The sequence below is a fragment of the Allomuricauda sp. ANG21 genome (assembly GCF_040705235.1).
Taxonomy (GTDB): Bacteria; Bacteroidota; Bacteroidia; order Flavobacteriales; family Flavobacteriaceae; genus Flagellimonas; species Flagellimonas marina.
The window spans coordinates 134641-148342 of record NZ_JBFCVT010000002.1 but is presented as its reverse complement, the minus strand read 5'-3'; the positions used below and the strand labels follow the sequence as shown (position 1 = coordinate 148342).

Below are 13702 nucleotides of genomic sequence, written 5' to 3'. Positions count from 1 at the left end.
ATCCAAAAGTCCAACTTTCCGATAATCTAATATCCAAAATCTGCTTTGAGGGCATCTATTTTTTCAAGGGCCATATCCTTCGTCAAAAAGTCGATTTCCTCCATTTGGAATGCCTTTTCAAAGGTTTTGTAGGCTTTTTTAGGTTCGCCAATTTCCTCGTAGTACTCGCCTTCAAAATAGAAGCCCATCATGGTCTCGGGATATTGTTCCTTGCAGAGTTCTGCCAATGGTTTTAGGGATTCAAAATCGTCCTTTTTTCTACACGCGGCATAAATGGCCATAATATCATTGAGTTCCACGGGTTTTTCAAAACCAAAGAGTTTTTCGATCAAAGCATACCTATCCTCCAAGTATTTAAAAGCAGGCTCATCTGAGGTAATGATTTCTGTTTTGTACTCTTTTGGTGAAATTGGCCTGAACATGTTGAACACATTATCAAAAGCCTTTCCGACTCCGTAAGCTACAATGGAAACATGATCGGCATTTTCGTACTCATCAAAGAAATAATGTAAGGATTCCTTGGTGATGGATTTGATGTTGTGATTCATCTGAAGGATAAGCTGTCTGTCATCCGATGCTTCTTTTTCTACAATGACATTGTAAAAAATCTCTTGGTCCAAAGCGGACAACCGGGCAGGAACCCTATTTTCCATTTCAGGGGCCAAAATAGGAGAGATACTTACATACGAGTTGAAAAGAGATCGGTCTTTGAATAGGTAATAATTACCAAAATTGGCAGTAATGTCGTACCCAACAAACATTTTGAATGGGGCAATATTGTAATTGGTCTCGATATAGGGAATGATTTCGGTTCCCAAAAACTCAAAGAACATTTTTCCTTTGTCTGAAGGAAGTCCGGAATCCTCTTCATAAGCGCAATCTTCCCAACGGATATCGTTTTTGCCTTGATCAATGCCCACAACAATGGCTTGGGGCATGCGCCCTAATCTGCTCTGGAATTTTACATTGGCCACAACAAGGTCAAATAGGTATTCGGCATCCAAAACAATTAGTAAGGGATATTTTTTCTCATCGGTATAATCTTCGGGAAAATAATAGGAGACGTCCCTTCGTTCCTGAAGTTTGAAGGATTCAAAGATTTCTTTTTTTACTTGTGCTCCAAGATTAAGACATACGAAGCCCATCAAAAGAAACAATAGACATTTTTTCATTGGTTAAGATTTAGCTGGTCGGGGCCTACCTATTTCTATTCAATAACGGTAGGACGATGAAGGATATTGTACCGAAAACCACAACCATTAAGGTCTGGGCTATCCACATGATCCAACCAAAAGCATCGCCAGAAACAGAGCTGATTCCGAAAATGCCCAAAGCGGCACTTACGGCAATAGGATAAAGACCTATTCCACCATTGGTGGTGGACATGGCAAAGGCACCTCCCACGAAAGCAACTAGAAGTTCGCTCAGGGATAGTGATATGGTTTCGGTGACGGTGTGTTTGATGACCCAGAACATGCCAATATAAGCTGCCCAAATAAAAAAGGTATGGAAAATAAAGGCCCATTTTTTCTTCATTTTGAAGACGCTGAGGACGCCATCGAGCAGGCCGTTCAAGAAGGCCTTGAGTTTTTGTGCCATGGCTGATTTTGACTTTCGGATGACAGCAGTGGCCAAAAAAAGACCAACAATGCCAACCAGTAGAATACCAAAGGCACCAATAAGATTAACCCCTTTTTCTTCCAAAAAGGCCAAAATGATATCGGTTTGGAGCAATAGGGTTATGACAATGACCAACAACAACATCAATAGGTCGATGACCCTTTCGGTAACAATGGTGCCAAATCCTTTTTCAAAAGGCACTTTTTCATAGGTGGTCAAAGCGGTGGCCCTCAAGATTTCGCCTGACCTTGGAATTCCCAGATTGGCGAAATAGGAAATGAGTACAATAAAGATATTGTTGATGATTTTGGGGCGATACCCCATGGGCTCCAAAAGATAGTTCCACCGAACGGCACGGGAAATATGGCTTAAAATACCCAAGATTACGGAAACGGTCACCCAAAAAGGGCTTGCATTGGAGATGTAATGGATAATTTGTTGTCGTTCTTCTGGGGTGGTGGAGTTATAGGAATACCAAACCAAAAAGAGCCCAACGGCAATGGGAACAAAAATCTTCAGGAATTTTTTTAGGGATGTGCCCAAAATTAGTTCAAAAGATTGGTGGCTTCGTTGGGGAAGACCAAAGCGGGATTGAATGACTTGGCTTCTTCAATGCTCATCCAGGCATAGGTGATCAGAATTAATACATCGCCCACGGCCACTTTTCTGGCTGCGGCACCATTTAAGGTAAGTTCCCCAGAACCACGAGGCCCGGGAATGGCGTATGTTTCCAGCCGTTCGCCGTTGTTGTTGTTCACAATCTGCACTTTTTCACCCCTAATGATATTGGCGGCATCCATGATGTCTTCATCAATGGTGATGCTGCCGATATAATTAAGGTCGGCTCCTGTTACTTTTACCCTGTGGACTTTAGACTTTACAACTTCTACTTGCATGGTGCAAATGTATCAATTCAATCTTAGATTATCTATGAGGCGAACACCATCGGCATAAACGGCAATGAACGCCCTATATTTTGTGTCATTTTGTTTTTTGAGCATTGGAGTGAGCGTATCCTCATCTGCAATTTGAAAATATTCCAATTCAAACAACGGATTTTTTTCAAACCCATCCTTTACCCAATCCGTAATATTCTTTGCACTTTCCGTGCCAAATTTTGATTTGGCAGACTGTAGGGTTTCATAAATGAAACTCGCCTCTTCCCTAGTCGTTTTTGAGAGCCTTTCATTACGAGAACTCATGGCCAGGCCATGGGGTTCCCGCTCTATGGGGCACCCAATGATTTTGCAAGGTAATTTCTTGGAAGCTGCCATCTTGCGAATGATTTGGAGTTGTTGGAAATCCTTTTCCCCAAAATAGGCTCTGTTCGGTAAAACGGTTCTCAGAAAAAGTTCCACAATGGTACCCACACCGTCAAAATGACCGGCTCTAAATTCACCTTCCATCACCTTGTCCAGACCATCGAACTCGTATGTTTTAGATTTAATGTCCTTGCCATAGATTTCATCTACAGAAGGAATAAAAGCAATAATATTTTCTGATACGAGCCCCAAAAGTTTTAGATCCCTTTCAAGATTCCTGGGGTATTTTTCAAGATCATCTTTTTTGTCAAATTGGGTTGGGTTCACAAAAATACTTACCACCACCAAATCATTCTCCAAAAGAGCTTTTTTGACCAAGGAAATATGACCTTCATGAAGTGCGCCCATGGTGGGCACCAGCCCAATGGTACGGTTGTTGTTGCGCTCTTTCTGTAGAAAGGACATGAGTTCTTTTTTATGGTCAAAAATGTGCATTACATAGTTTAAAAGCGTGCAAAAATACTATAAATACTGGTAATCAGCATAATTTTTGTACTTTTGCAGCTACGTTTTTCGGATAAACAAAAGAAAGTGTTTATGAATGGTAAAAAGATATTGTTTGTATCTTCTGAATTAGTTCCTTACCTCCCAGAGAATCCGGTTTCCTTAATGTCGTACGAAGCGCCACGCATGGTCAATAGCAATGGTGGGCAAATCCGCATTTTTATGCCAAGATATGGAAACATCAATGAAAGGAGACATCAATTGCATGAAGTAATTCGGTTATCGGGGATGAACCTGGTCATCAATGACATGGACATGCCGTTGATCATTAAGGTTGCGTCCATCCCAAGGGAGCGAATTCAGGTATACTTTATAGATAACGAAGAATATTTTAAGCGGAAGGCAACATTTACTGACAAAGAAGGAAATCTATTTCAAGACAATGATGAAAGAGCCATTTTCTTTGCCAAAGGAGTTGTGGAGACGGTTAAAAAGTTGAACTGGTCGCCAGATATCATCCATGTGCACGGCTGGATGGCTTCTTTACTTCCATTATACCTTAGAAAATACTATGCTGACGAACCGTTGTTCGCTGACAGCAAAATAGTAACCTCCATCTATAACAAAAGTTATGAAGGGGAGTTGGATCCAGAGATGATCAATAAAATTGCTTTTGATGGAATTGATAAAGCACACATTTCATCTCTTGAGCACCCCGACTATAATAATTTGTTAAAGGTTGCCGTAGATCATTCCGATGCCATTATTTTAGCCGCGGAAGAGGTGTCAGAGGATTTAAAGAACCACATAGCCAATCTTTCCAAACCGGTGCTGCCTTATGTTTCTCTTCAGGAAGCAGAGGAAGCATACACAAATTTCTATAAAACAGAGGTTTTAAAATAAATTGCATGAAATTTTCCAGGATGATGAAAGTTTCAACCTTGGTTGGAGCTTTATTTTTGATGACTGCTTCTTGTGAAGATGAACTGGACACCATTGGGGAAGGTGTTGTGGGAGGAGAGCCCTTTACCACGGGCAAGGCAGAGTATGATGTTTTTGCTTTTAACAAGGGCATTGCTGCCGTGCAGACCAATCGTTTGCCCTTATACCAGTTGGGTACTTACAATGATCCTGTTTATGGAAAACGCAAGGCAAGTATAATAACCCAAGTGACCCTGCCAAGCTCCGAACCTATTTTTGGAGATTTTTCCCAAACTACGGAGAACAATGCGGACTCCGACGATAATGATTCTACCATTCCCGAAGAAGAAACGGTAAAAGAGGTTTATTTATTTATTCCTTTCCAAACACCGCCATCGGTATCCAACGATAGCGATGGGGATGGTGTGGCGAATGAGTTGGACGACGATCCTTTCGACCCTACCTCAGATTCAGATGGCGATGGTGTAACGGATATTGATGAAAAGAACATTGGCTCGAACCCCCTAGATCCAGATGAAGATGGCTCGGGAGAAGGTTTTGTGGCCAATATTTTTCCCCGAACCTTTGATTTGGACAGTATTTACGGTGATAGGACCCAAACTTTTGATATTACTGTGTCAAGATCCACCTATTTTCTAAGGGATTTGGATCCCAACACCAACTTTGAGGAACGGCAGCGTTATTTTTCCAATCAGGATTTTTCAAGCTTTGTTGGTGAGGAACTTACGATTCCCGGTCAGAAAACGGTAACAATTGACAATAAAGAAACTTTGATTTTTGCGGAGGATGACCCTGATACTGATGTGGACGAATCTGAAACTGTGGTGGCTACACGGAGGCCTCCAGGAATTCGTGTACCGTTGAACCCTGATTTCTTTCAAGAGAACATTTTGGATAAAGAAGGGCAACCGGAGTTATTGAGCCAATCCAATTTTGCCAATTTCTTCAGAGGAATACATATTTCTGCTGCTGACACTGATTCAGAGCAATTAATGTTTCTGCTCGATTTGACCGAAGCCAATATTGCCATCACCTACGAATATCAAGATTACAATTCCGAGGATGAGGTCGTTGAAACGGCTGAAAGAGACTATACGCTTAATTTATTGGCGGTCAGTAACAGTTCTTTTGTTGGGAATGCCATCAATATTTTTGAGGAAGACCCCCTAATGCCAGATATTGAGGGAGCGTTGGACAATGGTGAAAATGCATCGCGTATTTACGTTAAAGGAGCAAAGACCCTTGCGGAAATACGCTTGTTTGAAGAGACTTTGAACGGTGGAGGCGCAATAATAAACCAGATTCGGGAAAATAATTGGATCATAAACGAGGCCAACTTGGTATTTTATGTGGATAGAAACTCTTTGGGAGATGTTGTTGATGAACCACCTCGACTTTATCTGTATAATGCAGAGACAAACCAGCCTTTGTACAATATACCCACTGAAAACAATGGAAATATAAACGATGCAAATAATGCGCCGTTGGGAATTTATCTGAATCATGATGGTATCATACAAAAGGAAAATAACAGAGGTTTAAAATATACCATTAGAATAACAGAACATCTCAACAATATAATTGTAAGGGATTCCACAAATGCAAGCCTTGCATTAACACATACTTCTAATATTAGGTTTGCAACCGTGCAGGAGGGCATGGACAGCAGCGGTGATGGAATTGACATACCGGTTCGGGCATCTATTAGCCCCTTGGGCACCATACTTTATGGCAGCAATGTTGACGCCGCAAACGAAGACAAGAAATTAAAACTTGAAATTTACTATACCGAAGCGAACTAGAAGTTGCTTCTTATGGTTAATTTTATGTTGTTCATCGTTTTGGGCGTGTCGTTTGGTTGATTTTTAGTTATAAGATTATAATTTTACGAGCCAAAACCCAACAACAACCTTTCATTAAATATCTAGCTTATGTGTGGAATAGTAGGGTATATAGGTCATAGAGATGCCTATCCCATCATAATAAAAGGTCTTCAAAGACTTGAGTATAGAGGGTATGACAGTGCCGGCATCGTACTTTTCAATGGAGAAGACACAAGTTTGTCCAAAACAAAGGGCAAGGTTGAAGACTTAAAGAACAAGGCTGAGAATACAATATCCACTGAAGGAAAATTAGGTCTCGGACATACACGCTGGGCAACCCATGGTGTTCCAAATGATATAAACTCACACCCACATTACTCAAACTCAGGTGATTTGGTCATTATTCACAATGGCATCATAGAAAACTATGAGTCCATTAAAAAAGAGTTGATCAAAAGAGGATATACATTTCATTCGGACACTGATACTGAAGTTTTGGTCAACCTAATAGAGGAAATTAAAAATAAAGAGGGTGTTAAACTAGGCAAAGCGGTTCAAATTGCATTGAACCAAGTTGTTGGAGCCTATGCCATTGCGGTTTTTGACCGAAACAAACCTGATGAAATTGTGGTGGCCAAATTAGGTAGCCCGTTGGCCATTGGAATTGGTGAAAATGAATATTTTATTGCTTCAGACGCCTCCCCGTTTATTGAATTCACCAACAATGCCGTTTATCTGGAAGACGAAGAAATGGCCATTGTTCGTATTGGGAAGGAAATAAAATTGAGAAAAATTAAGGATGATGCCATTGCCTACCCCAATATTCTTGAGCTTCAGTTAAACCTTGAAGAAATTGAAAAAGGAGGATATGAGCATTTTATGCTGAAGGAAATCTATGAGCAGCCAAGGGCCATTTTGGATACCTACAGAGGTCGACTGCTAGCAGACCAAGGCATTATTAAAATGGCAGGGATTGATCAAAATTTGGAGAAATTCCTTAACGCCAATAGAATTATTATAGTTGCCTGCGGAACATCATGGCATGCGGGCCTTGTGGCCGAATATATTTTTGAGGACCTGGCCAGAATCCCTGTTGAAGTGGAGTATGCCTCCGAATTCAGATATAGAAACCCGGTAATCACAGAAAATGATGTGTTGATTGCGATATCCCAATCTGGAGAAACCGCGGATACCTTGGCAGCCATTAAGTTGGCAAAGGAAAGAGGTGCTTTTGTTTTTGGAGTTTGCAATGTTGTGGGATCCTCAATTGCTAGGGAAACAGATGCTGGGGCCTATACCCATGCTGGACCGGAAATTGGAGTAGCTTCAACAAAGGCATTCACAACACAGATTACGGTACTCACCCTGATCGCCTTAAAACTGGCCCATGAAAAGGGAACATTCTCCCAATCAAAATATCATGAGTATCTGACAGAATTGGAGAGTATTCCCTCAAAAGTTGAAAAGACGTTACAATCCAACTCAATCGTAGAGCAGATTTCGGAAATATATAAGGATTCCACTAACTGTTTGTATTTGGGAAGGGGCTATAATTTTCCCGTCGCACTGGAAGGTGCTTTAAAGCTGAAGGAAATCAGTTATATCCATGCCGAAGGGTATCCTGCCGCTGAAATGAAGCATGGGCCAATCGCTTTGATAGACGAACAAATGCCAGTCATTGTAATAGCTACCAAAAAAGGGCATTACGAAAAGGTGGTCAGCAATATCCAGGAAATCAAGTCCAGAAACGGACGAATAATAGCCGTAGTCACTGAAGGCGACGAAACGGTAAAAGAACTGGCGGACCACGTTATTGAAGTCCCGGAAACTTCAGAAGGGTTATCGCCGCTTTTAACCACCATACCACTACAATTGCTGTCGTACCACATCGCTGTAATGCGGGGATGCAATGTAGATCAGCCCAGAAATTTGGCTAAATCAGTTACCGTGGAGTAACTTTTAACATTATTAAATTACTAGAGAAAGGCATCCATTTGGGTGCCTTTTTTATTAAATGCATAGATATAGCATCTAAATTTTACGAAAAAAGTATTATGCATGCATAATTTTTTTCATATTTGTGGAAATCAAATAAAAAAAAATGTATCTTCCACCTCCAATGCTTAACAGATACTTAAAACTTATTTAACTCTAATTCAAAGCTGATGAGAAGACTTTTATTCATTGCCCTGATGATGTTTGGAGTTGTGTCCTATGCGCAAACAACCATCCAGGGTAAGGTAGTTGATGATAACAATGAGCCCATACCTGGTGCCAATGTGGTCTTAGTGGGAAAAGCAGAAGGAACCACTACTGACTTTGATGGAAATTTCACCTTCAATACTTCGGAACAGCCCCCATTTCAACTTCGATTTACCAGTATTGGATTTTCAGATTTTGTGGCCAATGTCACTTCTAACAACCAGACACTTACCATAACCCTATCCGAAGCCAATACCTTGCTGGATGAGATTGTGATTTCTGCTTCAAGAACCCCGGAACGTATTTTTGAGTCTCCCGTTTCCGTGGAAAGATTTGGACTCAGGGAAATAAAGAACACTACCGCTGAATCATTTTACGGCGGTCTTCAAAATTTAAAGGGTGTAGATATCAACACCAACAGTTTAACTTTTCAATCCATTAACACAAGAGGTTTTGCCACATTCGCCAATAACCGTTTCTTACAATTGGTAGATGGAATGGACAACACCGCGCCGGGTCTAAACTTTGTACTCGGTAACTTGGTGGGGATGTCCGAATTGGATGTACAAAGCGTGGAAATACTGCCAGGAGCTTCCTCTGCACTGTATGGAGCAGGGGCCTTCAACGGTATCTTGTTCATGTCGAGTAAAAATCCGTTCGATTTTCAAGGGATAAGTGCCTATGCCAAAGGCGGATATACCGTTCAAGAAGCTGCAGGAAGCCATTTTTATAAGGATTTTGGCATACGTGCAGCACACGCTTTCAATGATAAATTGGCCGTAAAAGCGAATTTATCTGTACTAACCGGTGAGGATTGGCATGCCAACAGAACTATAGATTTAAACAACCCAGGTGCCGACCGTTCCAATCCGGCGTACGACGGATTAAACGTCTATGGAGATGAAGTTTCAACAACCCTGAATTTTGACGCTGCGGCCGGGTTGCCTACCGGAACTGTTGGGTCGGCAGTTGTTTCCAGAACGGGGTATGATGAGGCCGACTTGGCCAATTACAATGCGGAAAGTGTCAAATCCGATTTTGCATTGCACTATAGACCTTTTGGTAATGACTTGGAGGTCATCTTTAACAGTAGAATAGGTAGAGGTACTACCATATATCAGGGTGCCAACCGCTATGCCGTTGCAGGATTTACCATGCAACAGCACAAAGTTGAAATCAAAAACAATAATTTCTTCCTTAGAGGATACATTGTTTCCGAAAATTCAGGAGATGCTTATGATACCCGTTTTGCGGCCATCAATATAAATAGGGCATGGAAGTCGGACACACAATGGTTCACAGACTATGCAAGCACCTATATCCCTACCTACCTTGGAGGGATTCAACAAGGAGGGTTAACCCCTGAACAAGCTTCCACCCAAGCGCACATTGCAGGAAGACAAGCTGCAGACACTGGAAGGTTGGTGCCTGGAACGCCAGAATTCCAAAGTGCATTCAATAGGGTTACAAATGATGGTGACTTGACCACGGGAGCAAAGTTTATCGACAGGACCAAATTTCGTCATGTTAACGGTAACTATAATCTGGCCCACTTGATTGATAATTGGGCAGATATACAAATCGGTGGATCGTTTAGGGAATACGAATTAAATTCCAACGGAACCATCTTTACCGATATTGATGGCCCAATTACCTATAATGAATATGGTGCCTATCTTCAAGTTCAAAAGAAATTTTTAGATGAACGATTGAAGTTTACAGGTTCTGCCCGTTATGATAAAAACGAATTCTTCGATGGATTTGTTTCTCCAAGACTCTCCTTGGCCTATACCTTGGGAGAAGAAAGAAACCATAACATTCGGGTATCAGTGCAACAAGGTTTTAGAAACCCAACCACACAAGATTTGTTCATTGGTTTGAATGCCGGTCGAGCTATTTTGGTGGGTTCTGCCCCTGCGAATTTGGATCGTGATGTACGAACGTTTAATGTAAGTCAAGCGGCGCAGGATAATTTGGGTCAGCCAGCCACCGTGGAGATTGTGGGTCGGGCAGCTTATGAGAATGCCTTTTCCACCAGTTCGCTACAAGCTGGAGCACCTGAGGCCGTAAACACACCTTTAGTACAACCTGAAGAAATTACGGCTTATGAGGTAGGATATAGAGCCCAAGTAGGGAAGTTTACCATTGACATGAGTGGGTATTATAACAGTTACAAGAATTTCTTGGCCAATACCACTACCGCTGTGCCATTTTATGGTGAAGCTGGGGATGGAGGATTGTCTTTATTGGCCATTCAGAATGGAGACTTCCAAGTATATCAAACCTATACCAATTCAGATGAGGACATCAACTCCTACGGTGCAACGGTAGGTGTGGACACCAAATTGGGCAACTTTGATCTGGGGGTCAATTACACATTTGCCGAACTGGATATCGATGAAGGTAGGTTGACAGATTTTAGAACCAACTTTAACACTCCAAAACATAAGGTCAAGGCGTCATTTGGGAATACGGCGCTTTTTGAGAATTTTGGCTTTAATGTAAACTATAGATGGAGTGACAGTTATTTCTGGGAAGCTTCCTTTGCAGATGGTCAAATTCCGGCCTTTACGGTGTTGGATGCTCAGATAAACTATGCTGTACCTAGCCTTAAATCCATATTTAAGGTTGGTGGCTCCAATATTTTGGGAGATGAATACTTCACGGCAGTAGGTACTGGAAATATAGGTTCCATTTACTATGTATCTTGGACCATCAATCCATAATAAAACTAAACAACTAAGTAACAAAGGCACTGATTTTCCCAGTGCCTTTTTTCTTGGTAAAAAAAGAGGAATTTAGTTTCTTATTAAAAAAGGAAAAAGCATATCTTTGCAGCCGGAAAAAAACCAGTTTTTTTCGTGTATTCAATTAAAAATAAACACAGTAATGTCTAAAGTTACAGGTAAGGTTGCCCAGATTATTGGCCCGGTCATTGATGTTGAGTTTGAATCAGGAGTAGAAATTCCAAGAATTTACGATTCCCTGGAAATTGCAAAAGCCGATGGCTCCAAATTGGTATTGGAAGTACAATCCCACGTTGGAGAAAATACGGTACGAACCATTTCCATGGATTCTACTGACGGATTGAGCAGGGGTGTAGATGTAGTTGCTACCGGAAACCCAATTCAAATGCCTATTGGAGAAGAGGTGTATGGACGACTTTTCAATGTAATAGGTGATGCCATTGATGGTATGGAAAACCTTCCTAAAGCTGGAGACAATGGACTTCCTATCCACAGGGAAGCGCCAAAATTTGAAGATCTTTCCACTTCAACAGAAGTGCTTTTTACAGGTATTAAAGTAATCGACCTTATTGAGCCTTACGCAAAAGGTGGTAAAATTGGATTGTTCGGTGGTGCTGGTGTAGGAAAGACCGTATTGATTCAGGAATTGATTAACAACATCGCAAAAGGACACGGTGGACTTTCAGTATTTGCCGGTGTAGGTGAACGTACCCGTGAAGGAAACGATTTGCTTCGTGAGATGTTGGAGTCTGGTATTATTAAATATGGAGACGATTTCTTGCATTCTATGGAAGAAGGCGGTTGGGATTTGTCCAAAGTGGACAAAAAAGCGATGAAGGAATCAAAGGCTACTTTCGTGTTCGGTCAGATGAATGAACCTCCGGGTGCTCGTGCCCGAGTGGCATTGTCTGGATTGACCATTGCCGAATATTTCCGTGATGGGGCAGGAGACGGACAAGGAAAAGACGTACTTTTCTTTGTGGACAACATCTTCCGATTTACACAAGCAGGTTCTGAGGTATCCGCGCTTTTGGGTCGTATGCCTTCCGCGGTAGGGTACCAACCAACTCTGGCAACAGAGATGGGGGCCATGCAGGAACGAATTACATCAACAAAAAGAGGTTCCATTACATCTGTACAGGCGGTTTACGTTCCTGCGGATGACTTAACGGATCCTGCACCAGCGACAACATTTGCCCACTTGGATGCTACTACTGTACTTTCACGTAAAATTGCTGAGTTGGGTATTTATCCTGCGGTGGATCCTTTGGATTCTACTTCTAGGATTTTAACTCCCGAAATTTTGGGTAAAGAACATTACGCATGTGCGCAACGCGTAAAAGAGTTATTGCAACGCTATAAGGAGCTTCAAGATATCATAGCCATCTTGGGTATGGAAGAACTTTCAGAAGAAGATAAATTAGCGGTAGGTAGAGCAAGACGTGTACAACGTTTCTTATCCCAACCCTTCCACGTAGCTGAGCAGTTTACCGGTATCCCTGGAGTTCTGGTAGATATTAAGGACACGATTAAAGGATTCAACATGATTATGGACGGTGAATTAGATCACTTGCCAGAATCTGCCTTTAACCTTAAAGGAACCATAGAAGAGGCCATTGAGGCTGGAGAGAAAATGCTCGCTGAGGCATAGCCGAAGCGAGTGCTGAGCGAAGTCGAAGCATCATTAATTACAAAAGATTCCCGCTTTCACGGGAATGACTAGAGAAAACATGTATTTAGAAATAGTATCACCAGAAGCCACTCTTTTCGCAGGAGAAGTAACCTCGGTTACCGTCCCTGGCGTGAACGGGGAGTTTCAAATGTTGGAAAACCACGCACCCATAGTTTCTTTGCTTCAAGAAGGTAAAGTAAAAGTGAAAGGTAATCTTGCAATTGAGGAAGCTTTTCAAAGCAAATTTTCCAAAGGAAACGATGGAGAGACCATACTTGCCATTACCAGCGGTACAGTGGAGATGAAAGACAATAAAGTAATTGTCTTGGCCGACTAAAATAAATGAATTCAGTTATAAAAAGCCGCTCAATTTGAGTGGCTTTTTTATTCCAAAATAATAAGGTGCCACTTCTTTCCTCCGGATTTATACACCTTTAAGGTTTTAAACCCAACAGCAGCATGTGCTGCAAGCGACCTTTTGTTTTTTTCGTCTACTTCCGTAATAATAGCGTCGAAACCTTCGGGCAATCGGTTTTTCATGGTTAGGTATAGGTTTCTAAAAATACCCTTGCCCCTATGACTCTTGGCCACACAAATCTGGCCCATGACCATATAATTATTTTTTTCGGGCATCACCTTGTTGATTTCGGCGAACATGGGTCGTAATACTTCAATGGAATCGCCAAAAATGGGATGCATGCATAGTGCATAACCAACCACATCCCCATTTTCAACCGCAATGATGTGGCCACATTCGTCGTTCATGGCTTTTAGGATTTCTAGGGAATGTTCTACGGTTACAAAGCCTTCTTTCTCCTGTTCTTCGTGCGATAGACTCTTGATGAGGTTTTTTTGCTGTAGCGATAGAATTTGTTCCAATTCTTGATCGCTGGAGGCTTGTTTGTAGTAAATCATCCAGAAGTATTGAGA

The 13702-nt window shown here is 41.6% G+C and carries 11 protein-coding genes; 6 read left to right on the top strand and 5 right to left on the bottom strand.

What is annotated here, in order from left to right; translation table 11 throughout:
- Nucleotides 1-26 precede the first annotated feature (26 nt).
- Genes AB1A65_RS02965 through panC form a run of 4 tightly spaced genes read right to left on the bottom strand, consistent with a single transcriptional unit; the run spans nt 27 to nt 3377 of the window.
- A complete protein-coding gene (locus AB1A65_RS02965; RefSeq protein WP_366585486.1) occupies nt 27-1172 on the bottom strand; it encodes an alpha/beta hydrolase-fold protein in 1146 nt (381 codons plus the stop codon).
- A 25-nt stretch (nt 1173-1197) separates the two neighbouring features.
- Nucleotides 1198-2163, bottom strand: coding sequence for a lysylphosphatidylglycerol synthase transmembrane domain-containing protein (locus tag AB1A65_RS02960; RefSeq protein WP_366585484.1), 966 nt, complete (start codon nt 2161-2163; stop codon nt 1198-1200).
- 2 nt (nt 2164-2165) lie between these two features.
- A complete protein-coding gene (gene panD / locus AB1A65_RS02955; protein ID WP_036380451.1) occupies nt 2166-2516 on the bottom strand; it encodes an aspartate 1-decarboxylase in 351 nt (116 codons plus the stop codon).
- Nucleotides 2517-2528: 12 nt separating this feature from the next.
- Nucleotides 2529-3377, bottom strand: coding sequence for a pantoate--beta-alanine ligase (panC, locus tag AB1A65_RS02950; protein WP_366585482.1), 849 nt, complete (start codon nt 3375-3377; stop codon nt 2529-2531).
- 102 nt (nt 3378-3479) lie between these two features.
- Between panC and AB1A65_RS02945 the strand changes: the two genes are divergently transcribed.
- The 6 genes from AB1A65_RS02945 (at nt 3480) to AB1A65_RS02920 (ending at nt 13109) form a co-directional block, all read left to right on the top strand.
- On the top strand, nt 3480-4289 hold the full coding sequence (locus AB1A65_RS02945; RefSeq protein WP_366585480.1) for a glycogen/starch synthase: 810 nt from the start codon (nt 3480-3482) through the stop codon (nt 4287-4289).
- A gap of 5 nt (nt 4290-4294) precedes the next feature.
- On the top strand, nt 4295-6130 hold the full coding sequence (locus AB1A65_RS02940; protein WP_366585478.1) for a DUF4270 family protein: 1836 nt from the start codon (nt 4295-4297) through the stop codon (nt 6128-6130).
- Between the two features lie 129 nt (nt 6131-6259).
- Nucleotides 6260-8107 (top strand): glutamine--fructose-6-phosphate transaminase (isomerizing), encoded by a 1848-nt coding sequence (gene glmS / locus AB1A65_RS02935; protein WP_366585476.1) that lies wholly within the window; start codon nt 6260-6262, stop codon nt 8105-8107.
- 209 nt (nt 8108-8316) lie between these two features.
- Nucleotides 8317-11079, top strand: coding sequence for a TonB-dependent receptor (locus AB1A65_RS02930; RefSeq protein ID WP_366585474.1), 2763 nt, complete (start codon nt 8317-8319; stop codon nt 11077-11079).
- A gap of 163 nt (nt 11080-11242) precedes the next feature.
- Nucleotides 11243-12751 (top strand): F0F1 ATP synthase subunit beta, encoded by a 1509-nt coding sequence (gene atpD, locus AB1A65_RS02925; RefSeq protein WP_366585472.1) that lies wholly within the window; start codon nt 11243-11245, stop codon nt 12749-12751.
- Between the two features lie 79 nt (nt 12752-12830).
- On the top strand, nt 12831-13109 hold the full coding sequence (locus tag AB1A65_RS02920; protein WP_366585470.1) for a F0F1 ATP synthase subunit epsilon: 279 nt from the start codon (nt 12831-12833) through the stop codon (nt 13107-13109).
- 47 nt (nt 13110-13156) lie between these two features.
- Here AB1A65_RS02920 and AB1A65_RS02915 read toward each other — a convergent pair whose 3' ends face one another.
- Nucleotides 13157-13687, bottom strand: a complete 531-nt coding sequence (locus AB1A65_RS02915) for a GNAT family N-acetyltransferase (RefSeq protein ID WP_366585468.1) — start codon at nt 13685-13687, stop codon at nt 13157-13159.
- Between the last annotated feature and the right edge of the window lie 15 nt (nt 13688-13702).